The organism is Bacillus sp. FSL W8-0223, assembly GCF_038006805.1.
Classification (GTDB): domain Bacteria; phylum Bacillota; class Bacilli; order Bacillales; family DSM-4216; genus Bacillus_O; species Bacillus_O smithii.
Window position 1 is genome coordinate 3,381,762 of the sequence record NZ_JBBOVX010000001.1, and the last position, 23,002, is coordinate 3,404,763.

Below are 23,002 nucleotides of genomic sequence, written 5' to 3' on the forward strand. Positions count from 1 at the left end.
CTTTTGAACCTTGCGTCATATCAGCGAACGCGAATAAAGGAAAAGCCCCACAGAGATTTCTCTGTAGAGCTTTTGACATATTGCAGGCCGCGACAGCAGCCTAATCTTTGCTTTGCCAAATACCGAGGATTTGAAGAATATTGATAAATAAGTTAATGAAATCCAAATACAGAGATAATGTTAATAACGGAACCATTTCTTCCGTAATGTGATGGTGTTTCATTTGGTTGAAATCAAAAAGTATATAAAGAGAGAAAACGATGGACCCGATGACCGAGTATGCGAGCATTCCACTGGAAGTTAACGGGCTAAAAATATTAAAGATGCTAATGAACACTAACGCTAATAAGGCGACCAATAAAATGGTGCTCAAGAACGATAAATCTTTTTTAGTGACGGCCCCGATCAAGCCCATGACGGCAAATATCCCGAATGTCGAACCAAAAGCCATCAAAACCACTTGCGCACCAGCTATAGAAATATAATGACTCACGATCGGATAAGTGGTGATTCCGGAAAGGAAGGTAAAAACATAAACAAACGTATAGCCGACACTTTTGCTTCTTCTTAACAAAAGCGCTGCGAGAATCATGACAAATTCCGCTATGGCTAACGGAAACATCAATACCGGAGGAACAAATTTCCCTGCATACATACCGACCGTTGCGAATAATAAAGAAATCACAAACGTCAAAAGAACTTTTTGAAACATCGATCTTCGGTTTACTTGAACAACATCTATCATCAAACATCCCTCCTTTCTTATATTATACTTTTGTTCCTATATTATTTCCATTCTTTGTATAAAAGATAAATTTTACTGCATCAATCTTTTATTTAAAGAGGACGGCTTTTTCCGGATCGTATGAAAGTTCATTCGGCAGCCCACTCTTGCTTCTTTATACTATTTATTCGTTTAACTTTACAGCAAATCGTTTCTTTCTTTCATTTCTCCCGCCCATGCCTTAATAGTTTTCTTTTTCTTAAAATCGAAAGACAAAAGCCCTGCAGAGACTTTTCTCCGCAGGGTTTTTCGTCATACTTAAGGATGAGAAAAGCACAAATTTTAATTTTTAATAAAAATCGGGTTAAAAAATCCAATTTCTGAATCATCTGTCGGGTTAGGTACTTCTACATAGATTCTTAAAACTTTCTTTCCCGTCACATCAATTGAAACATCTTGTGTAAGCATGCCCGCAGACCACGTCATAGTTTTTAAAGGTTGCTGGTCGGCTGAAAAAATAAGGGTCATATTATTTGTTGTATTTTGATATCTTTTTGTTAAACCGACCGTTGCCTTAAAGGTTTTATATTTTCCATTTAAAGGATACTCAACATATGACCAACCATTTCCTGGATCGGCCCAGCGATCTATATACATCGTAAAATAGTTTTTGAACACTTCACCCGTATTGCTTTCAATAACGTCATATTCATCCGCATTATAGTAAGAGGAAAATCTATTATCAGAATATCCCTTTTGGAAGTTCATCATTTTGATCCCATTGTCATTATAGACAACGGTTTTGGACGGACGCGGCGCACTGATTAATGGAGCAGGTTCATTTACTAAGGTAAATACGGGATTAAAAAAACCTAATTCAGCATCATCTTTTGGATCTGCCACTTCCATGTAAATCCTTAAAACTTTTTTTCCTTTCACGTTTAAAGTAACATTTTCCGTCAGCATTCCTGCAGTCCAAGTCATATTCTTTAAAGGCTGACCATCTGCTGTAAATTTTAAATGAATTTCATCGGTTGTATTTTGGTATTGTTTGGTTAAACCGACGATAGTACTAAAAGTTTCATATCGTCCGTTTAACGGAAATTCAACGTACGCCCAACCATTCCCTGGATCAGCCCAGCGATCTATATACATCGTAAAATAGTTTTTGAATACTTCACCCGTATTGCTTTCAACAACGTCATATTCATCCGCATTATAGTAAGAGGAAAATCTATTATCAGAATATCCCTTTTGGAAATTCATCTCTTCGATCCCATTATCCAAATAGACTGTTCGATTGCCAACACTTCTGAACTTACTGTCCATGATTCGTGATAAAAACACCGAAAATTCGGCTCTTGTTAAAGGCTGATTGGGTCTGAAAGTCTTATCGCTAAAACCAGTTGTAATATGGTTTGCGGCCAACGATTGAATGTATTCATACGCCCAATAGTAATCTGGAACATCGATGTATTTTTCAGTGGATGTTCCACCCAATCCATAAGATTTTGCCAAAATAGCCGCCATCTCTCCTCTCGTCAGCAGCTGACCAGGGTAGTAATAACCATCTTTAATAAGATCGTCGATAATATTCTCATCTGCTAGAGCACTTACCGGTTTGTAATAAGGGCTGCGCGTGCTGACATCCTTTAAATTGGGGTTCGGACGATTTTGGGTACTTAGGTTTAATGCTTTCGTCAACATGATGGCAGCTTGTCCTCTGGTTATGTATTGACCAGGCTTGAAGGATCCATCATTAAATCCGCTAATAATACCTTTTGAGCTTAAATAGTCAATTTCATCCGCCGCCCAATAGCTTGTTGATATATCTTTGAAAGAATTCTTTGCTTCAGCCTTTCCGTAGTTAAAAACCAAATTACTAAATAATAAAAATATTACAACGATAAAGGCTATGTATGGAATCTTTTTCACTACTATTTCCTCCTTTCTCATATTATTGAATTATGTAGTGGTATTTCCATACTAGTTAAATTATACCATATTTTATGGGCGCAATGTCCTAAATAACATTTTTTTATTGAACTTATAGAAAATAATTCAAGACTCCGACGCCTAATTCCCATCGAAGGAAATTCAAAAATGAACTTCTTTACTTTTGTCCTTACAAAATAAAGTTTCAAATACAAGAAAAAAAACCTGTAGAAGCTTCTACAGGACTTTTTGTATCGGAAGGGTAACAGACTTAATCATTTTTCATAGCACCATTGTCCGGATCAATAATGACATACCAGTAGCCATAAGCAAAATTTTTGTATCCAACTCGAGCACGATATACATCTCTTTCTTTCTCGTAATAAATCATTTTAACTTCTGTGTCCGGATGAGGAAAGCTTTGAAGAATTAACTGCTTTGCTTCGTTGATTGTAAGTCTGCTTGTAAATCGAAAAAAACTTGTGGCTACATATGCGGTTTTTCCATTGTAGCGGATTTCCGACCAACCGCCATCTTTGGCCGCATATACGTAAATCACCGCTCCTTTTTTAAGAGTTCCAATCACTCTGGCATTTGGGCTTGGTTTCTCTCTAACTTTCAAGGATGGGGATGCGGTTATCACTGCTTTTTTGCTAAATACCGTTTTCGCTGTCCCTTGCTGTACGAGATATATTGATGCAACGTACCCATCTTTATTATTGTACTTGATTTTTGACCATCCACCGGGCGCCGTGTTGTATACATAAACAACTGTCCCATTTTTTAGAGAACCGATTACTTTGGCTTTCGGACTTGGCTTTTCTCGAACATTTAATGTCGTGCTTACCTTGACTACATGATAGCCTGTACTCGCTTCTGCCTGCTGTAAGGGGACAATAACAGCGAATAAAAGAATAAACGTAATAAAAACAAAAACTTTTTTCATATCGATTGTACCTATCCTCCTAGTTCTAAAGATTCATTCTTTCAACAATATAACATTTATTTTGAAAGAGTAAATGCTTTTTCGTATAAAAAAGGGAGCTATGTCAAAGGCCTAAACAAAGCTTTTCAACACATTTAAGGACGAACAGACACTTATACTAAGGCGTTTCATATAGAACATATCCTTGCAACGCTTTGACATAAAGATTATTTCCTACTTGGTACATTCCTCCGTTGTCTTTGCTGTAGCTGTACACTCGATAGGTCTCATATGGGTAAAGCATTCGGACGAACTTGAGCTGACCTGCTTCATTCTTGCTTTGGAGATGTATCGGTTTTAAAATCGTCACTTTCCCTATCTGTCCATTTTTCAACTCTTTCTTCCAATTCGGTTTTGGCAGATAACTGATCGCTTGTCTGCCCATTTGTATCCAGGCCGCTTCGAAGCCTTTCCTGTTGACCGCACGATTTTTCCGATGGTACAAAGGATCATTGATATAGATATAACGATCATCATACCCCGTTATAAGAACGGAATGTTCCCGATAAGTAATGGCAACTTTGCCTTTTCTAGTATTCCAAATACGAAACTCAGAAGAAGGCAGCTTTTTAAATTTTGAATTGACAATGACCCAAACCGGGGCACCGCGATCGATAAATTGATAAATCGTCTTTAGATCTTTATTCGATAAATTGACAGCCCGATCGTGTATATATTTTTGAGCCAATTCATAAATGGGGGGATAATAGACCCCGTAGCCGCTTTGTGTGAACGTGTACATATTTCCGACAAATCCTTCGTACGGATTGCCGTAGAGGCCGTTTTGACGAAAAGGAACTTTTTTCACTTGCTTGGCCAATGTCATTTTGTCCACTTTCACTCCTGCGTGCTGCAAAAGCATCGCCAGAGATGTGACCTCACAGCCGCGAGGCAATTGGGGCATTTGCTGAATATAGGGTGCATTTAAAATGGTTTTCGCATTCGTTTGATCTGTCCACCCCAAACAAATAAGAAAGAAAGCACTGAATAAAATGATTTTTTTCAAAAACAATTCTCTCCTTATCCAACTCTTCCTCTTTATTGTCTGCCTTTGTTCAAGAATCTACTCCATTCTTTTTCAGGGGTCAGTTCCATGAATGCCGAACCGTCAAGCGAGAGTCAAATGCAATAAAGTTAGCGGAAGCAGCATCCATCAATAGATGGTCTCAAATATTAAGAGCACATACGCAGAAAAATTCCGGCGGGTGATAAGGTCGCATCACAATTGTTCGAATTTCCGCAGCTGATCCTCTCTGCCAAAGACAATCAATAAATCATTGGCCAACAGTTGTTCATCTGGTTTCGGGTTGCTGATGATCGTATTTCCCCGCTTGATGGCCACAATGGTGACCCCGCACACTTGACGGAGTTTCGACTGCTTTAACGTTTGATTGACCAGCTTGGAATCTTCTCTCAGCACGATTTCTTCCACATTATAGGCTCCTTCCGAATCTTGCAAAAGGGTATCCACTAATTCCATGCTGACTGGTTTCAATACGGACATCGCCATTCGTTTTCCGCCGATACTGGAGGTGTTAATCACTTTATCCGCACCGGCACTGTATAGCTTTTTTTCCGCCTCTTCTTTCTCCGCCCTCGTTACAATGAGGATATTCGGATTGATTCCTCGTGCCGTGAGCGTAATAAACACGTTATCGGTATCGCTTGGCAGCGTGATGACAATACAGGCAGCCCGTTCAATGCCGGCCGCGATGAGAACATCATCATCGGTGGCATCTCCGTTCACATAAAGAAGATCTTCTGTTTTTTCTAATATTTGCTCGTTTTTTTCCACCGCTACAATCGGCTGATGTTCCCGTTTTAATTGAGCAACCACTTGTTTGCCGACTCTTCCCAAACCGCATACAATAATATGTTGTTCCAGTTGATCAATCTTATGGTTCATTTTTCTACGTTTCACCTCATCTGCCCATTTCCCGTCAATCACCGCACTGGCAAATCGGGCCAAAATATACGTCACAATCCCAATCGCAACCGGAATAATAATCAGGGTAAAAATCTTCCCTTGAATCGTCGCCGGTGTCATATCCCCGTAGCCGATCGTCAGCACAGAAACGACCGTCAGCCATACCGCATCAAAAAAAGACAGGTGCTCTGTCCACATATAGCCGAATGTACCAATAATAAGCGTAAGTGCAAGACAAGAAACAGGAATAATCAGCTTGCGAATATTCATTTTTCCTCCTATCGTAAAAATCACGTCTTTTATTGCTTCATTTCTCAGCTCTTCTTCGTTGCATCTCCTCTTTTTCATTACAAACAGCTTAGCGAGAAAAAGTGTTGCAGCGGACTGATTCTCTTGCGGCTTCCCGCTGTAAGAAATGAATTAATATGCCCTGCTTATGTATCCAACTCCGAAATCACCACCGGTTCAATCCTTGCCGCAAACAGTAAAAAATTTCCATTTATCCACTTTTGCATTTCCTTGAGGATGTCGTATTTTGTAAATTTTTCTTAAAATACGTAATCTTTCATACATATTATAAATCACTTCTATCAAAATGAATGAAGTTTTATCATCTTTCTTGCCGATTAGCCAAGCGGCAGCCGGAACGACGCTTCAAACAAAAAACAAAGAACGATCCATTCCGCTAAGAAAATAAAAAAAGAAAAGCCTCGTGAGAGACCTTTCCGCAGAGCTTTTCTTCGACATGTTTTGTTCAATCACGATCGGGTGCAGACGTCCGACACCCAATCTGCTATTCTTTCAGTTTAAATTGAGACATCGTTGCATTTAAGGATTCGGTCAGTTCTCTTAACGAAGACACTTTTTCTACCATTTTACTAATGGAATTTTTCTGTTCCTGAGTGGAGGCAGAGATTTCTTCGCTTCCTGCCGCTGTTTCTTCCACAACTGCACTGATGCTCTCTACATTTTGCAGAACATATTCGTTGGATTTTTTAGAACGATCAACCCCACTGACCAACTCTTCCAGCACCGAAGTGATTCCTTTTACTTTTTCTTCGATTTGTTCGAAGACTTCCAAGGTGCGGTTCATGTTTCTATTTTGTTGATCCGCGATTTTAACCCCTTCTTCAACAGAAGAAGTAATCGATGTTAAGCCATTTTTAATGAAATTGACCATCTCAAAGATTTGTTTCGTAGCCTGTGTGGAATCTTCCGCCAACTTTTTGACCTCTTCGGCAACCACGGCAAATCCTTTTCCTGCTTCCCCTGCTCGTGCAGCTTCTATTGCCGCATTTAAAGCAAGCAAGTTCGTTTGGTCTGCAATATCCGAAACGACTTTGGCCATATCTTCGATTTTAACAGCATATTGGATAAAGTTATTGGTAGCTTGTTCGATCGTACGTGTCGCTTTCACATTGTTCTCGATGAATGATTTTTGTTCATTGATGGCATTTCTGCCGTCCATGATCACCGTATTGGCATCATTCGCAAATTCAACGGATTTCCCTGCTTTTTCAACGTTGTCAGCAAATTGCCGGTCCATTTGTTCGATTAATTCTACGGAGCTTTGCAAATCCTCTGAAATGCTTTGCGCTCCCTTTGATAATTCATCGGTGGAAACGGCAATTTGGTTGCTTGACTCCGTTAACGTTTGGTTCTCCGTTTCTAATTCTTTGGCGAACAAGTCTACCTTTTCACTGGCATGTTCGATGGAAGTCAACAAATTGGATAGGTGATCGACCATTTTAGAAAAAGCATCGTTTAATAAACCGAGTTCATCATGATGTTTGTATTCAACATGGTCGACTATAAGATTCCCTGAAGCAATTTCTTGTGCGTTTTTCGCCAACTTCTTTAAAGGATTCGTAATACCGTTTGCCATTCTCATAACGACAACAGCTGTAACGACGAGCAGGATTATACTTCCGATAAGAGCGAACGTGATGACAAAACTGATTTTAGCCTTCAATGATGCTTGCAAAAATTCATAGTGGTTGGATGTATAGAGATCCAACATGTATAAATCATTTGTGATACCCAGGGTTCTCAGCGACTGCCGTTTTACTTCAGGAGCATTTTCATCTTTAAGAGCATCCAATGATTGAGATTTTAAGTCCGTAAACTTCGCTTGCGCTTTACTCAGAATTTGTTTTGATTCTTTTTCCTTTAACAGTCCGTCCGCTTGTTTAAACAGTTGATCCGTCAGTTCTAATTGTTGTTCTGCATCTTGTTTGTTTCCATCTGTCATGTTATAGGCAAAAGTATTTAAACTTTGCATCGTAGCTTTCGTTTCGGCCCTTAACTCTTGGACAGTCAGTAAAACTTTCATATAATCTTGGTTCGAACTTTGTATGGATAACATACGAATAATGATGAATGCGATCATGAATATTGAGAGAGCTAACATGAGCAATGAATTCAGTAAAATTTTCTTTTTAATCGTCATGATATCCTCCAGTATCTAGTTTTGATGAAGAGTAATTTCTCCGTTAATGAGCTTTTCTTTCGCTGACTCCAGCGCTTTTTTATCTTTATCCGTGAAAGGAATGACACGAATAGGAGCAAGACCCACACCGTTTTCTTTCAGCCCTAATTCGATCGGATGAGAAGGCAGTTCTTTGTTTTTCTTGTAATCTTTGATGATATTAAATATAGCGACATCCACGTTTTTCATCATCGAAGTGACAACGGCTTTTTCTGCATAAAAATATTGGTCGCTGTCCACACCGATGGCATATACGTGGTTTCTTTCGGCTTCTTTCAAAACTCCGACCCCCGTAAATCCGGCAGCCGCATAGAGTACGTCACTATGATTCGCAATCATTTCTTTAGCCATACGGGCACCTAGCTTATCATCGCCAAAGTTGCCGCCGGCATATTTCGTCAATATTTTAATGCTTGGATCCACCGACTTTACTCCTTCTTCAAAACCTCTCGCAAACTTTTGAATAAGAGGAACATTATCACCGCCTATAAAACCGACTGTTTTCGTTTTGGTCGTCAACGCGGCAATGACACCTGCTAAATAGCTTCCTTCATCTTCTTTAAACGTAATAGAAGTGACGTTGGGCAAATCCGATACGGCATCGATCAGCACAAATTTTTGGTTTGGATATTGTTTGGCCACTTTTTCCAAATCCTCTTGCACCATATATCCTAAACCAATCACGATATCGTTCTTCTCTTTTACCAGTTCTTTCAATCCTTGTTCATATGTTTTCGTATCTTTTAACTCACGATAATCAAATACAATGCCCAAATCATCTCTTGCTTTCATTAATCCTCGAAAAGCCGCATCCGAAAATGACTGGTCCCCCAAGCCATCATCCGATAACATGATGCCAATCTTTGTTTTGTGTTTTAAAGGATCTTCTTCTTTCACGCCACACCCGCTTATGACGGTCGTAAGGAAAAAAATAAGCACAAAGAACAATAATGACTGTTTTTTCATCTAAGGTGTTTCCCCTTCCAATATTTTTCTTTATATAAATAAATATCGACATCTATTTTATCGACCGCTTTCGGCAATTTTAAAATTTTTTTAAAAAAGGAAATGTTGTATGTCAAATTTAATTTCAATGGAATTTTATGGTTCCTATCTTATCTGCAATAAATGAAATCACCGTTTTCTGGATAAATAAAAAAATCGGAATAGAATGACGGCATTATTGCCGAACGTCCTATCCCGATGATTTTTACCTAAGTTCACCTTACCCAAAAGGCCGCAGCGGCATTTACCGCAGTAACAGTTTTGGTAACGCTAGAATCATCCGATGCTCCACTATTCAATATTCAATGCAACAATTGTTTATGTTTACACAAAATATTTTAAGCTCTCGAAAAAAAGCACTCCCTCCAAAGAGGAAAGTACTTTTCAAATACATACCATCTATGAACTTTATTTCATTTTGGCTACATGAAATTTATTGTTAATAACTACCGCAACTTCTTCATCCGGACTTACATCTTTTATGCTGTATACCCAACCATAGTTTAAATGCGTTCGTTTCTCGTTTTCTTCTTTTGGAACCACTTCAACTTTTTTAAGCTCTTTTTTGCTTAATATCTCATTATTTTCATTAATCGTGATTGTTTCCGTAACCTTTCCAATCGGTTCATCCAAATCTTCTTTCGTAACTTCCGCTTCTTGAATCACATAGGTTTTACCCTCATAGCTGATTTCCTTAAAATTTTCCATATTCAACTTATATTTCGGCAACTTTTTATCAATCTCCATATTCTCGGAGGCGGTTTGTTTCAAATCTTTTAATAGGGAACAGCCTCCTAAAAGAATTACCCCGGCAACAGCCATAAGCAGGATGGAATTTTTCACTTTTCTTTCCTCCTCCTTCCCCTGTTTTTTTTCCTTTATTCATAGGACTTGCCACCTTCCCAACGATTAAACCAAACTAAACCTAGTAATGTTACGAGAATAAAACATATACTTGCGGGTATGATCCCTTTCATCAACTCTTGAAAATACAAGTCCGACAACTCCATTCCGAATGCATGTTTGACATTAAGCATCAATAACATGGGAACTTGCGAAAGGCGAACGGTCCAAGCCCACGGAATATATTGCCAAATATTATCGCCCACAACCGTTGCCCCAATAATTGCTGAAACAAGGAATCCTCCGCCACCGATCGCAATAGACGCACCCATCCCGAATGCAAAACTGATCAGCAAATGCAAGGAAAAAAGAATAAGTGATCCGACCAAGGACAAAAGCGCTCCTTGCAAAAATAAATCGTAATGCACATTTTCTACGTTCAAAATATATCTCATCCCCAACAACATAAGGAAAGTTGCCAAGAATATATCCGCAAAGGCGGCAAAAATAAGCAAAGAAAGTTTCCCAAAGTAAAATTTCGCTCTTGAAACAGGACCAGTCAACACATTCACGAAACTTCCCGATTTTTCTTCCTGATAGGCGATCAAACCGGTAAGCAAAGAAATAATAATCGGTAACGAGACACTCAATACCTCAAAAAATCCTCCATATATTTTCACTTGCCAAAAAGATGGATCATTGTATCTGGAAAAATACCATAACATAAAAATTGGATAAATAATCGGCATCACAAACACGATCAGCCTAATGGTTGTACGCCTTGTCTTTAGCCATTCGGACGACAAAACATTCAAAAAAGACAATTCAGTTCACCTCTTTTCTCGAAAACCAAAACGCGGTAACAAGAGATAATAAAACAAAAATAACAATGGAGGCAAGAATGCCTATTGGAATAACGGAAGGATCCAACAAAGGATTCCCTTCTTTCAACGGTACACCGTTCGGATGAACACCGACGATCGGTGACATCAATCTCATTCCCCAACTCCAAGGAATAAACATCCAGTATGATTCCGGAGCCATGACTACGCCCAATACAATCCCTATCAAACTGACAATTATGGAAATAACGGTTCCGAATCGTTCAGCAAAAAACAACCCGATTGGGATGTATGCCAACGATGTGATCCATATGGTAAGACTGGCCATTACAACGACAGCAGCTGATGAAAAGCTGTTGGGTAAAAATAATTTTAACAGGATCAACAAAATGATCAGTTCAATGGATGAAAGCAATGTATAATAGGCAATCACAATGATTTTACTGAACCACATTCGCGGAATGCTGATATCGTGACAACGTAAAGCTCTGTAATTTCCTGACTTTTTTTCTCGCATGGCGGCCAGTGACGCGATCAATGCCGTCCCCAAAGGAAGAAATATTAACGGCCACCAATTAAATACCGTGTATTCGAAATAATTATATTTGGAATGGATCGTAGGCATGGTAATAATGGCGTATAGTACAAAGAAAAACGGTGCAATATATACAAGCTTTTTCGCAAAAGTCCGCTTATATTTTAAACGTTCAGATTGTATCATATTCAGCATGATTCACAGCCTCCCTCATAATCCGCTGACTACATCGATAAAGAATTTTTCCAGATCTTGATCTTCCTCGATTTCTCCTTGATATTTAAGTTTTCCGTTTTGGATGATGCCAATGTGATCGGCCAATTGTTTTACTTCCGGCAAAATATGACTTGATAAAATGACCGTCATTCCTTGTTTCGGGAAAGATCTGATAAGTTTTCGTAATTCTTGAATACCAAGCGGGTCCAGTCCATTGGTTGGTTCGTCGAGAATCAGAAGCTTCGGATCATTTAAAAGTGCTTTGGCAATCCCTAATCGTTGCTTCATCCCGAAGGAAAACTGCGAGGCTTTCTTTTTCCCTGTATTTTCCAAACCCACGATTTTCAGCACTTCTTTAATTCTTGAATCCGGAAGATTTAATAATTTTGCATGAACCAGCAAATTTTCATAAGCCGTTAAATTGCCGTAAAGGGCCGGTGACTCAATAAGCGCGCCGATCTCCTTAAGATCTTTTCTGCTCCACGGATGCCCATTAAAGAGAATTTCGCCTTTTGTCGGCCGCAAAAGACCCGTTAACATTTTTAAAATGGTTGATTTCCCGGCTCCGTTCGGTCCAAGCAATCCGTAAATCGTGTTTTCCTTAACCCTGATTGATACATTGTCAACGGCAAGCTGTTTGCCGAAAGCTTTGGTTAATTGTTTCGTTTCCAAAAAATACTCTGACATTTTTATTCTCCTTTCAACGTTAAAAAAATTAAATTTTATAAAACGACTCGGCGGCTTGATAAGTTATCCCGGAAAACGCCCTGTTTCCTTGATCAGCATCATCTTTGATCCAATGTTGCCGACCCGATATTTTTACAGTCATATTTAAAAAAGCTCAGATCTGTCTTAAAAGCCATATGTTCTGTTCCTTTGTATTAAGGGAAATCCGGAAAATTACTGCAATTTTACCATTTACGGATTCACCCAATTTTTTTCGATACTTTCATCAATCATTTCCAACTTCATACTACCTTTTCAATATAAAGTTTTTATAATTATTTTGACTTAAGTTTGACACCACCCTACTACAAAACAAAAACTTAATTGTGAAATAAGGTTCGCCAAGAGACGCTCTATAACTTGGGGAGGTTGGAAATTTTATTGGAAAGCGGCTCTCTTGATAGGCTGATTGAAGGGCTGGCCAAATTTTCAGAGCGCTATTTTGAGCGAATCCATAACCAAACTAAAACTTCTGTTACAGTCAAATGGACGAAGGAATTCGGTCCGGTCTATCTGTTCCGTAAAATTTGGGACAAGCTCGGTTTAGGTCGTCTTCTGAAGAAGTTGATGGATGACGCGGAAATAGCTTCCCAATATGATGAAGCTATTTTTGCCATGGTATTAAATCGCCTGATGGGTCCGGGAAGTAAATATCGGATTTTCAAGCGGTGGATTGACACCATTTACGCAGAAGAGTTTTCTGAAATCCAGCTTCAACACTACTATTGTGCTTGGACTTCTTGGAAGAAAGAAAAGAAATGCAATTATATGGGAATTTAACGGATTTGATTTCTCTTGATGTGGATATCGTGTTTTATGATACGACAAGCAGCTGCTTCGAAGGGGAAGAGGCTGATGAAGAGATTGCTAAACGAGGTTTCTCCAAAGACCACCGTTCCGATCGGAAACAAGTGTTGATTGAACTCCTCATGACCAAACAAGGCACTCCGATTGGCGCCAAGTCTTCCCTGACAATATGCACGATACAAAAACGTTCGGGAAATTATTGAGGATATGAAAAAGCGTTACCCGAACGACAAAGTGCTTCTCGTTGGCGACCGTGGAATGGTGAGTGAGGAAAACTGGTGTGGGTTTTGCCTTACCTGCATTCGCTATTATAAAAAACTTTCTGAGCAATTTGTTCAAAGCTTAAAAGTTCCCGACACATAAAAGGCCCGGAGCATGACAAAATCCAGACCTTTTTTCTTTACGAATATATTATTTTGGCTACCTATATTTTTTCGTCACTTTTTTGAAGGTATAAAAATAGGGGAATCTCCCATCCGAAAACGAATGATGAGACGCCTCTTCTTGTGAAATGCGAAAATTTTTTAAAATCCTTATATGTCGAAACCTTTCTTTTAAAAGATGATACAGTTCCACTCGATTTACAACAAATAATTGGATAGCTCCTTGATATAAAACTCAACGGTTGCTCCGCCGTTTTCATTGTTGTACGCCTGAATCTGTCCATCATAATTATTGACAATTTTTTTCGAAATATAAAGACCTAACCCGACATGGTTTTTATATTGCTCATCTTGGTAAAATGCCTTGAATAACCGAGACGTATCTTTTTCCTTGAATCCGGTCCCCGTATCCGAACATTTAAAATAAATTTTGCTTGAATGACCGTCGGATTCATCATGTACTTCAAGTTTAATTTCCCCGCTAGTTGTAAATCTCAGACTGTTATACAAAATATTATCCAAAACCCTCATTAACATGGCTTCATCAAGAAAATAATATCGTTTGCTTAAGTGGACATCAAAATGAATATGAACGTTTTTTTTATAATGAGCCATGGTTGATATTTCTTGTTTTTTCTCATGAAGCATTTTACCCAAATCAACTCTTTTAATATTCAACAAAAAGTCGACGTTTTCCACTTTATAAAGAAGCGACAAATTGTCCGTAAGCATGCTCATTTTGCTGCAATTTTTCCGAATAATATCTAAATGCGGGGTAATATCAAATTTTTCTATGTCTTTCAAATCGTTAATTAAATCCATTTGCCCTTGAATAACAGTTAACGGCGTTCGTATGTCGTGGGCAATCGACGACACCATGATTTTTCGTTCATCATCGATCTTGGATATACTTTCAATCATCTCTTTCAAAGCGTCGATCATCGTATTAAACGAATCTTGGATCCTCATAAACTCTTTTCTTTTCAATCCCGAGATCTTAAAATCAAAATCTCCGTTGGAAATTTTATCCGCAGCCTGAAGCAACACTTTAATATTATTAAACAAGGATTTATACAGCTTGGACGTATAAAAAATTAAATAAATCACAAAAAATATTAACGGAGAAATCAACAACACAACATAAATCAACACGATTCCGAGGCGATCCTGATTATTAATGATAAACCCGAAAGGAGCTTTCAGCACATACACCGCTTGAATGACATTATCATGTTTAATGGGGATAAATCTGTAAACATAGCTTCCTTTTACAATCTCACGATTAATTACTTCACCGACTTTCACTTTAAATCCCGCAACATCCTGATCGCCGTAAAGATGATTGCCATTGATATCCAATACTTCCCCTTCAATTTTTTCACTGTACTGATCTAGATTAATTAGCTCCCCGTTTAAAATGTCCGGAGCGCTTTCTTCAATCTTTTTTTCAATAACATCCAAATATTTCACAAAATAATCCGTCGGTTTAATCGTATTATTTTCGGTAAACATAAAGATAAAATAGATTAAACATAAATAAGTAACTGTCGAAGACAAAATCGTTGATAAAAAGACTTTTACAACCAATAAATAAAAATCTCTTTTTATTGTTTTATCCTTTTTCATTTGTAACATCCCATTTATAGCCTAATCCGTATAATGTTTTAATATAGGAGTTTTCCTTATCCATAGACCGGATTTTCTTCCGAATGTTTTTAATGCTTTCCGTCACCGTTTCTAATTGACTTTCCGAATCCAATCCCCATACCCGTTCAAAAATTCTTTCCTTAGAAAAGACCATATTTTTATTCAACATTAACAATTTAATAATCTCATATTCTTTTTTTGTTAAATGCAATTGAACCCCTTTACAAAAGACTTCATTGGCCAAAAGATCGATGGTAATATTTTTAGAACTTAACAAATGCCTGTCATTCGAACGGATCCGCTCTTCCCGTCTTAAATGGGAATCAATTCTTGCTTTCAACTCTTTTAAACTGAAAGGTTTGGTCATGTAGTCGTCCCCGCCGATGGATAGAGCTTGAACTTTGTCTTCCTCCAGCGTTTTTGCGCTGACAAAAATAATCGGACAATTCACTTTGTCACGGATAATCCCACACAATTCCATTCCATCAAGGCCTTCCATCATAATGTCCAAGATAATCAAATCAAAATCATTGTTAATGATTTGCAATGCTTCGGTGCCGTTATGTACATATTCCACCGTGTAATTATAAAGTTCCAAATATTGCTTGATTGTAAGACAAATATCTTCATTATCATCTACAACTAAAATTTTCTTCAAATGCATGCTTCCAGATCCCACCTTATCGTTCATTGAAATTTGAACAACTTTTTCAAGTAATTCCGTATTCATGCAGATAGGGTACCCTCTTAAAATATCAGAGAATACCCTGCCTTTTTCTTTTATCCATATTTTAAACTTTGGATAATAAAAACGCGCTGTCCCAAGGCGTTTTTTTACCGTTTTGGATCGCTAACAACGTCAACAAAATTCCTGCCATTGCACCAAACAATTAATAAAGCAGGTATGCCGTGAGAAAGCCCGATGTTAATGAAACCGGACGGCCAATTTTTCGGAATGTACGAACATTCAGAAAATATCGCATCCTAAAGAAAATTATACCAAATTTTTTGCCGTCCAAGCTTAAATCGTACAAGAAACGTATCGGATTGGGGTTGTTCGTGTATTCAGAATATTATTGATCGTAATGAGCAATTGTTTATTGAGCGTTTTGCTTTTCGCATAAAAAAGATCGTTTTCGATGCCGATCAAAATATCATTTAAACTTAACCGTTGCTCTTCTTGTCTGTTGTTGTTGGTGGTAAATAAAGACAGTTAATGCTGGATCTGAAAACTTCTTTTCGATATTTAAGTTAAATAGAAAATCTAATATTTTTCTAATGTTTTTGTTCTTTACTCAGCTTTCGCAGTCCAAAATCTTGTTTAAATGCTTGATGTAAATGGTTTTGGGAAGTACAAAATTATCATTTGACATTTTTTAAAACATAAAGAAAGACACCTATTCTTTTGGTAAAATATTGGTGACGAAACCAAATCCAAAAGAAAGGTGTCACCACTATGATAACGAATAAAGACTACTTTGCGCAATTACCAAAAGAAATTAAACAAGGATTTTCCGAATTAAATATTGGATATCATTTAAGAAAAGCGAATATTACGAAACTTTCCGGGTATTCTTGTCTTACTGTTTTCAAACTGATTTTTCTTTTAGTCTTCCAATATAAGAACTGGTTTCGTGCTTTTATGAGTAAACGATCTCAGGATCTGCCCGGAAAGGATACAGTCTATCGCTTTTTAAATACACCAACCTATCATTGGAGAAAGTTTCTGCTTTCATTAAGCAGTGAAATGATCCGTCTGCTTCAACCATTAACTTCAAAAGATCGTGTCACAGCTTTTGTGATTGATGATTCTGTCTTTTCAAGAAACCGTAGTAAGTCGGTTGAACTGTTGGCTAAGGTTTTTGATCACTCTACCCATCAGTACTTGAAAGGGTTTCAAATGCTTACCCTTGGCTGGACCGATAGTTTTACTTTTATTCCCGTTGATTTTGCTCTTCTAAGTTCACCGAAAAAGGAAAATCGCCTGCAAGAAATCAATACCGATATTGATAAACGAACATCTGGCTATAAGCGTCGCCAGGAAGCTCTGAAATCAAAACCGGACGTGGCTTCAGCTTTACTTGATCATGCGCTTGAAAAAGGGATTATAGCTGACTATGTTCTCATGGATTCCTGGTTTACACAAGCGCCTTTAATTGAGAAGATTACGAACAAAGGGTTATTTGTCATTGGCTTGGTGAAGCAATTAAAGCAGCGATACGTTTACAATGGTGAACGTTTCACACTGAATCAACTTTACAAATTGGCAAAACCTCACATGGGTAAAAAAGACATTCGCGGATCCGTTTATGCTACTTTAGACAATGGAATTCCAGTAAAAATTCTATTTGTACGAAACCGTAATAAACGGAGCGAATGGCTTGCCATTCTCAGCACAGATACAACATTAGAAAATGAAGAGATCATTCGTATTTACGGCATGCGTTGGGACATTGAAGTCTTCTTCAAATGCAATAAATCCCTTTTAAATTTAGAGAAAGAATTCCAGGGACGTTCCTACGACATGTTAATTAGCCATACAACCATTGTTTTTACACGATATATTCTCATTGCTTGGCAAATGCGAAAAGAGGAGGATCCTAAGACGATTGGCAACCTTTTTTACATCCTTTGCGAAGATGTAAAAGACATAGATTTTATTACTGCCCTTCAATCACTTATTGACCTTTTCCAAACTTTGGCGGAAGCCGAGGTTTCTTTGAACATGGACATCTTTAAAAATCAAATGAATAAATGGTTGGCCACTATACCTAATTATATCAAGCAATGCTTAAATATTTCTGTGTGCGAAAGTTGAGTGAATTATTTGTAAAAAACTTTTTTATTTGGTTATCTGAATTTAATTTAAAATTTTAAGGGGGGTGATGTTTTTGTCGAAAAATAATGTAGATATAAACAATTTAATTAGTCGATTCATGGAAGAAGGTGATCAATTTGAATCACTACATTTAACATTTAAAATTCCTTTTTGTCTAAGATGGATTGGCCCTGTTGAAGTAAAAATAAATAATATAACGGCCAAGCTAGAATTAAGTAGTCATTTTAAAACAGAAGAAAAACAAGAAGTAACAGCTGGAAAATTTATGATAATAAGTGGTAATGCAGAACTAATTAGAGAAAGAAAAGGGCTGTTATCTTATACTGAAATCATTGTTTATTTTAATTCATTCATGAGTGATTATGATTATATTGAATTGTCGATTGCTTGTGTAAATAAATTATTAGACATGTATAAAATTTATTATCCGGAAGAATATCATATTCAGAAAGTAAAAAAAGATGATTTATTAGATGGTATCCGTTACAGCTGTCAATTTCTAAACAGAAGTCCAATAGGCGGATTCCTATCTTTTCAGGGAATTACTATTCCCAAAGATAGAACACAAGTGCCTGAAGAGATTCGTGAATATCTTTCTTCTAGAAACCAATATCCCTATTGGAAATTAGCATTAGCCAATGCAAGAAATAAATTTTATTTAGAAGATTATCCGATGACGATAGTAGAAGCAAATATCGCATTAGAGGGTTTTATATATGAGCATATTTATGACCGACTAAAATCCAAATGGCGGAAAGAAGACATTGATAACTTTCTCCATCACTACAGCCCTTGTAATACATGTGATTTTCGAAAAAAATCAAAAGCAACAGAACTTGTCGTTAAACCAAGTCATCCAAGTATACACAAGGTAATTAAACTCATGTATACCGAAGCTCCCCTACCAAGTATAAAAAGTAATAAGCGTCTTGATAGACTAATAAAAAAGATAACGGAATATAGAAATCATATCGTCCACGGAAACAGACCACCAGCAATTTCTAGAGAATATGCAAAGACAGCTTTGGACACGCTTGAATCTCTTATTAACGAATCTATAACATCTTGTGGTATAAACGATAACAGCAATGGCATGAGTGTTTCGTGAAAATACAGATAAAAGTAAAGGAGAACAGATCAACACTTAATTGAGCGGCTCTCTTCTCCTAACATATTACCCATAATCATTTTTTAGGAAGATTTAAAAAAAAAAAAAAAAACGCCAAACCGCTAACCCCTGATTTATAACCGCTTTTAGGGATTAACCTCAGATAAGCCTCGCAGAGATCTCTCTTTGAAGAGTTTCTCTCTTTCTATTCCACAATAGTAGTTGTTCTACGAATCTCATGGTGTGGCAGGTACGCTTGCCAACGCTCCTTTCTATTAAGAATTTGTTTTTTATCAGGGGTTGGCAGTAACCTATTCCAAATAGTTTCTCGTAATAAATTGCCATATTTTTAAACCGATAAAATATGGAATATGAATCATAGTTTGATTCCATTTGATATTATAATTTGCATCCGTAACAGACTGAGCAATCTCTGTAATTTTTGACGGTGGTAATGGAACCTTTAACTCTTCAAAGTGATCCAAGTGCATATAGTGCTCTTCATCAGGATTGCCATCTGCATCTTTGACTTCAACAATACCAGTCGCTATTCCTCTTGCTATAATTCCTTTGTTATTACTGTAAAGAAAAACTAAATCGTTTGCTTCAATTTCGTCTATATAATACTTCCATGGAGAATAATAAGCTGCAACCTTCTTCTCGTAAATCATCTCCAACTCGTTCTGGGGATTATTTGTTTTATTGGTGTTAAATAAATAAACTTTCGGCATAGGTCCGCACCTTCCTTGTTTAAGTCTGTCATATTATTTTTCAACAAAAACAATCAAATTCCTGTATATTTGCAACGGATAAAATAAAAAAGCAGAAACCTTTAATTCTCTACTTTCAATTAATCTTCGATATGACAGTAAGCTGCTCACGTAAGGGGCCAGATACTGACGGCCCCTTCTCCGTGAAAAGAAAAAAGCAGGTCTTTATCCTGCCCGGTTATCGAATGAAATGTTCATAATGATGGACTCCATTTCGTTGAATGGAGGATTTTTCATTCGTGTTCCTTAATATTTTAGCGTGTTAAAATTAGTTAATCGAGATATTGAGCCTCAATACTTTTTCTTGCCGACCAATGATTCCTGAATAATATCCATTTACCGGTATCCTTTTCCCTTTTCTAACATTCATTCCTTCTTTTTTCAAGCGTCTGATGATTTCCTTGCGCTTTTTTCAAACGCTTCTTGATTTTTACATGTCATCAAACATTCACCCCGCTTTTATAATTCCTGTATATTTATATGCCGTTCATTTATAATTTCTGGGATTTAAGCAAAAAACAGTCAAAGAAAAAACCGCGGAGATCTATCTTTGAAGAGTTTCTCTCTTTCCATTCCACAATAAGATTTTGTTCTACAAATCTCAGAGCGTGACAGGCACGCATCCCTGCGCTCAGTGTGAGTAAAATGTTTGTGGGAGAAATTCTTAGAATTCCCCGATGAGGGGGTTGGGAACGTAGGTTCGCAATCCCCCTCATCGGGGCCACCAAGCAAAGCGCGGTAGGATCCCAAGCAGGAAACATGAAAAAAGGACTCTCTCCCTGGTAAGATGATCATTGTTCACACCATCAAACAGGAGGAGAGAGTCCCATGAATATTCAACAACATCTTACCACAAATTCGTTGACATGGAAAGAGATCGAACTTGATTTGTTTCGAGCCTTGCAAAACGCCTTCACCGAGCTGTTTACGGCTCTGTTGGAGGACATCGACCGACAATTGGCGGAAACCCGGGACAAGCGCCGGTACCACTTGAAAGACAAACGACGCACCACGATTCAAACCTTGTTTGGCGAAGTTACCTTTGAGCGAAACTACTATTTAGACCGAGAACAAAACCGTTACACGTTTTTGCTTGATTCCTTTTTAGCGTTTGATGGATCGCAGTCAATCAGCCCTTGTCTAGAAGAAACGGCGATGGGATTGGCTGTGGAGTGCTCTTCCTATCGCAAAGCGGCTCATACGCTTGCCCAGATGGTCGGGTATCCGGTGATGAGCCATGAGACGATCCGCCAGTTGGTGCTCGAGGCTGAAGTTCCGCTGCACTGCCCGGTTGACCAGCGATATGGACGGGTGCTGTTTGTGGAGGCCGATGGACTGTTTGTCTCTCTCCAAGGGAAGGGAAAACGGGCCAAGGAAGACAAAATCCTGACCGTTCACGAAGGATGGAAGCGTAACGGCTCACGGATCGAATTCGTGAATCAGCGCCATTACGTCCATGAAGGCAAGGGGGAGGTGTGGGAAGGCTTCGAGGAATTTTTGATGAACGAATATGCCTATGATCCGTGTCGGGATCTTCTTGTCATCAACGGGGACGGCGCTCCATGGATTACCGCGTGCCGGGAGTATTTCAAAGGACGGGTCTGCTTCCAATTGGATCGATTCCACGTGGCGCGTGAGTTGCGCCAATGCCTCTCGGGCCATCCACGGTGGCAGGCGATTCGGCAAAAGCTGGCGAAGCAGGATGAAGAGAAGCTGCTTGTGGAACTGAACAGCGCCCTCGGCACGCTGGGGGACGAAGCGAAAGAACAACAGCTGGCTGCCTTGATCCACCGGATCGAATCGATGCCGGGATGCATCCGTGATTACCGGGAATGGCTGAAGGAGCAAGGAGTGGACACAACGGGCATGTATCCGATGGGGAGGGCTGAAAGCGTGATGAGCCAGCTGGCGTATCGGGTGAAATACCGCCGCAGTTGGACAGACAAGGGACTCAGGGCGTTTTTCAAGGCAATGATTGCCCGGATGGATGGGATTCGTCTTTTCGGACATCGTTTAGGAGAAGAATCGTCGCATCCGGCGGAGGAAACGGCATCTACCAAACAGACGATCGTGAACAAGGCGAAACAACGCATCCGCCGTCTTCTTCCAGAGGTAACGCGGAATAACGTGCCATATTTACAGCAATCGTCCGGGACTCCGATCTATCATGCCCTGTCTGAATTCAAGGGATGGTAAAAAAAGGTATACATATTCGTCTGTCATGGCAAGGGATGAGAGTCCGAAAGCGCTTACGGATGAAATTCAAAAAAATGGTTCGCTAACCTATGACTTACATCTATTTTCAGCGAACCAAAAAAATTCCCACAAAGTCTTGACTGACTCCTGCGCTCACACCCACTTGCCAAACTAAGAAATTCATTTGTATAATAAGTATAGATTCTTCATAAGATAAAAAAGACCGAGCGCTGCGAACGCTCAGTCGATGCAACTACATGCCGCATGAAGAGCGGCTGACCTCAGATTTAATCGAGTAATTGGAAAAGTAACTACCCTTATCTTTTGGTCGAGGCAGGGGCGGTTACTTTTTCTTTTTGTCGGTGACAAGTGCAATAATCGCTACAATTGCTGTTAAAGCTGTAGCTAAAAAGATGTCAAATTGAATTAGTACACCTATTGTTTCATATGTCACCATATATCAAATTTTCTACAGGGAGTGCCAACCGCCCATCTGCTTTATGTAGTTGCTATGATGATTGTAACAATTTAACGAAAAGAAATCTACTCAAATAAAATTACGACTTCCATTCTTGAATCGATGCTTGCTCCTGTTCGATCAATCAAATAGAAAAAAACCCCGCAGAGATTTTACTCTCCACAGAGCTTTCCTTAAAATCTACTTGTCTACAAATCTCGACATTTTTCGGGTGGTGACAGGCACGTATCCCAATGGTGATAAATTCACCACAATTTTCTGGTCAGTTACATCACATTCTAACGATCGTAAGGTGGATAACACCCGTTCTTTCGATTCTTTTACAGATGCATCCGGCAACCCGACAATGATCATCGATTCCTTCCCTGGAGTCATCTGTACTTCCACTTGTACTTTGTATCCTTCAAGACCTTTTAAACCAATGCTAAATACTTTTATAGTCAAAGGGAATATCCTCCTTAATTGAAACATTTTTCAAAAGAAAGAAAAATAAAGATTCGTAGTATTAGGAACGAGGAATTGGATTGTTTTCTTTGCAGCAAAAATGG

The 23,002-nt window shown here is 38.5% G+C and carries 17 protein-coding genes and 2 pseudogenes; 4 read left to right on the forward strand and 15 right to left on the reverse strand.

Annotated features, from left to right (window positions below; genetic code table 11):
* Nucleotides 1–100 precede the first annotated feature (100 nt).
* The 11 genes from NST81_RS16200 to NST81_RS16250 all read right to left on the reverse strand — a co-directional run bounded on the left by NST81_RS16200 (nucleotide 101) and on the right by NST81_RS16250 (nucleotide 12,187).
* Nucleotides 101–745, reverse strand: a complete 645-nt coding sequence (locus tag NST81_RS16200) for a Bax inhibitor-1/YccA family protein (RefSeq protein ID WP_341030296.1) — start codon at nucleotides 743–745, stop codon at nucleotides 101–103.
* Nucleotides 746–1,066: 321 nt separating this feature from the next.
* On the reverse strand, nucleotides 1,067–2,659 hold the full coding sequence (locus tag NST81_RS16205) for an S-layer homology domain-containing protein (protein ID WP_341030297.1): 1,593 nt from the start codon (nucleotides 2,657–2,659) through the stop codon (nucleotides 1,067–1,069).
* Nucleotides 2,660–2,930: 271 nt separating this feature from the next.
* Complete coding sequence (locus NST81_RS16210) at nucleotides 2,931–3,605, reverse strand: SH3 domain-containing protein (protein WP_003353010.1); 675 nt, start codon at nucleotides 3,603–3,605, stop codon at nucleotides 2,931–2,933.
* Between the two features lie 157 nt (nucleotides 3,606–3,762).
* A complete protein-coding gene (locus tag NST81_RS16215; RefSeq protein WP_341030298.1) occupies nucleotides 3,763–4,650 on the reverse strand; it encodes a C39 family peptidase in 888 nt (295 codons plus the stop codon).
* Between the two features lie 213 nt (nucleotides 4,651–4,863).
* Nucleotides 4,864–5,841 carry a potassium channel family protein gene (locus NST81_RS16220; protein WP_327796666.1) on the reverse strand — a complete coding sequence of 326 codons (978 nt, stop codon included), beginning with the start codon at nucleotides 5,839–5,841 and terminating at the stop codon, nucleotides 4,864–4,866.
* A 523-nt stretch (nucleotides 5,842–6,364) separates the two neighbouring features.
* Nucleotides 6,365–8,020 (reverse strand): methyl-accepting chemotaxis protein, encoded by a 1,656-nt coding sequence (locus NST81_RS16225; RefSeq protein WP_341030299.1) that lies wholly within the window; start codon nucleotides 8,018–8,020, stop codon nucleotides 6,365–6,367.
* Nucleotides 8,021–8,035: 15 nt separating this feature from the next.
* The gene (locus tag NST81_RS16230) at nucleotides 8,036–9,025 is read right to left on the reverse strand and encodes a BMP family lipoprotein (RefSeq protein ID WP_341030301.1); all 990 of its coding nucleotides are present in this window, start codon (nucleotides 9,023–9,025) and stop codon (nucleotides 8,036–8,038) included.
* Nucleotides 9,026–9,472: 447 nt separating this feature from the next.
* On the reverse strand, nucleotides 9,473–9,907 hold the full coding sequence (locus tag NST81_RS16235; protein WP_341030302.1) for a NisI/SpaI family lantibiotic immunity lipoprotein: 435 nt from the start codon (nucleotides 9,905–9,907) through the stop codon (nucleotides 9,473–9,475).
* Between the two features lie 35 nt (nucleotides 9,908–9,942).
* Complete coding sequence (locus tag NST81_RS16240; protein ID WP_341030304.1) at nucleotides 9,943–10,731, reverse strand: lantibiotic immunity ABC transporter MutG family permease subunit; 789 nt, start codon at nucleotides 10,729–10,731, stop codon at nucleotides 9,943–9,945.
* Between the two features lies 1 nt (nucleotide 10,732).
* On the reverse strand, nucleotides 10,733–11,479 hold the full coding sequence (locus NST81_RS16245; protein ID WP_341030305.1) for a lantibiotic immunity ABC transporter MutE/EpiE family permease subunit: 747 nt from the start codon (nucleotides 11,477–11,479) through the stop codon (nucleotides 10,733–10,735).
* 15 nt (nucleotides 11,480–11,494) lie between these two features.
* Nucleotides 11,495–12,187, reverse strand: coding sequence for a lantibiotic protection ABC transporter ATP-binding protein (locus NST81_RS16250; protein ID WP_341030306.1), 693 nt, complete (start codon nucleotides 12,185–12,187; stop codon nucleotides 11,495–11,497).
* Between the two features lie 369 nt (nucleotides 12,188–12,556).
* Here NST81_RS16250 and NST81_RS17705 point away from each other — a divergent pair.
* Nucleotides 12,557–13,309 (forward strand): annotated as a pseudogene (locus tag NST81_RS17705) (IS1634 family transposase); the annotation flags it as partial.
* 305 nt (nucleotides 13,310–13,614) lie between these two features.
* On the opposite strand, the gene NST81_RS16270 reads toward NST81_RS17705, so the two are convergent.
* Nucleotides 13,615–15,042, reverse strand: a complete 1,428-nt coding sequence (locus NST81_RS16270) for a HAMP domain-containing sensor histidine kinase (protein WP_341030311.1) — start codon at nucleotides 15,040–15,042, stop codon at nucleotides 13,615–13,617.
* Nucleotides 15,029–15,727: a response regulator transcription factor gene (locus tag NST81_RS16275; RefSeq protein WP_341030313.1), complete on the reverse strand. Its 699-nt coding sequence runs from the start codon at nucleotides 15,725–15,727 to the stop codon at nucleotides 15,029–15,031. Before NST81_RS16275 ends, NST81_RS16270 begins: the two co-directional genes overlap by 14 nt.
* Nucleotides 15,728–16,519: 792 nt before the next feature.
* On the opposite strand from NST81_RS16275, the gene NST81_RS16280 reads away from it, so the two are divergent.
* Together NST81_RS16280 and NST81_RS16285 are read left to right on the forward strand one after the other, a co-directional pair.
* Nucleotides 16,520–17,881 (forward strand): IS4 family transposase, encoded by a 1,362-nt coding sequence (locus NST81_RS16280; RefSeq protein ID WP_341027776.1) that lies wholly within the window; start codon nucleotides 16,520–16,522, stop codon nucleotides 17,879–17,881.
* 73 nt (nucleotides 17,882–17,954) lie between these two features.
* Nucleotides 17,955–19,010 carry a hypothetical protein gene (locus NST81_RS16285; protein ID WP_341030314.1) on the forward strand — a complete coding sequence of 352 codons (1,056 nt, stop codon included), beginning with the start codon at nucleotides 17,955–17,957 and terminating at the stop codon, nucleotides 19,008–19,010.
* A 311-nt stretch (nucleotides 19,011–19,321) separates the two neighbouring features.
* Here NST81_RS16285 and NST81_RS16290 read toward each other — a convergent pair whose 3' ends face one another.
* Nucleotides 19,322–19,741 (reverse strand): hypothetical protein, encoded by a 420-nt coding sequence (locus NST81_RS16290; protein WP_341030318.1) that lies wholly within the window; start codon nucleotides 19,739–19,741, stop codon nucleotides 19,322–19,324.
* Nucleotides 19,742–20,608: 867 nt separating this feature from the next.
* Between NST81_RS16290 and NST81_RS16295 the strand changes: the two genes are divergently transcribed.
* On the forward strand, nucleotides 20,609–21,976 hold the full coding sequence (locus tag NST81_RS16295) for an ISLre2 family transposase (protein ID WP_003355652.1): 1,368 nt from the start codon (nucleotides 20,609–20,611) through the stop codon (nucleotides 21,974–21,976).
* A 712-nt stretch (nucleotides 21,977–22,688) separates the two neighbouring features.
* On the opposite strand, the pseudogene NST81_RS16305 reads toward NST81_RS16295, so the two are convergent.
* Nucleotides 22,689–22,898: pseudogene (locus NST81_RS16305) on the reverse strand (magnesium chelatase domain-containing protein); the annotation flags it as partial.
* Between the last annotated feature and the right edge of the window lie 104 nt (nucleotides 22,899–23,002).

Excerpts from the sequence above, each read along its gene's own strand:
- NST81_RS16200 (WP_341030296.1), bottom strand. The coding sequence starts at position 745 with ATGATAGATGTTGTTCAAGTAAACCGAAGATCGATGTTTCAAAAAGTT.
- NST81_RS16210 (WP_003353010.1), bottom strand. The coding sequence starts at position 3,605 with ATGAAAAAAGTTTTTGTTTTTATTACGTTTATTCTTTTATTCGCTGTT.
- NST81_RS16220 (WP_327796666.1), bottom strand. The coding sequence starts at position 5,841 with ATGAATATTCGCAAGCTGATTATTCCTGTTTCTTGTCTTGCACTTACG.
- NST81_RS16225 (WP_341030299.1), bottom strand. The coding sequence starts at position 8,020 with ATGACGATTAAAAAGAAAATTTTACTGAATTCATTGCTCATGTTAGCT.
- NST81_RS16230 (WP_341030301.1), bottom strand. The coding sequence starts at position 9,025 with ATGAAAAAACAGTCATTATTGTTCTTTGTGCTTATTTTTTTCCTTACG.
- NST81_RS16245 (WP_341030305.1), bottom strand. The coding sequence starts at position 11,479 with ATGCTGAATATGATACAATCTGAACGTTTAAAATATAAGCGGACTTTT.
- NST81_RS16250 (WP_341030306.1), bottom strand. The coding sequence starts at position 12,187 with ATGTCAGAGTATTTTTTGGAAACGAAACAATTAACCAAAGCTTTCGGC.
- NST81_RS16270 (WP_341030311.1), bottom strand. The coding sequence starts at position 15,042 with ATGAAAAAGGATAAAACAATAAAAAGAGATTTTTATTTATTGGTTGTA.
- NST81_RS16275 (WP_341030313.1), bottom strand. The coding sequence starts at position 15,727 with ATGCATTTGAAGAAAATTTTAGTTGTAGATGATAATGAAGATATTTGT.
- NST81_RS16280 (WP_341027776.1), top strand. The coding sequence starts at position 16,520 with ATGATAACGAATAAAGACTACTTTGCGCAATTACCAAAAGAAATTAAA.
- NST81_RS16290 (WP_341030318.1), bottom strand. The coding sequence starts at position 19,741 with ATGCCGAAAGTTTATTTATTTAACACCAATAAAACAAATAATCCCCAG.
- NST81_RS16295 (WP_003355652.1), top strand. The coding sequence starts at position 20,609 with ATGAATATTCAACAACATCTTACCACAAATTCGTTGACATGGAAAGAG.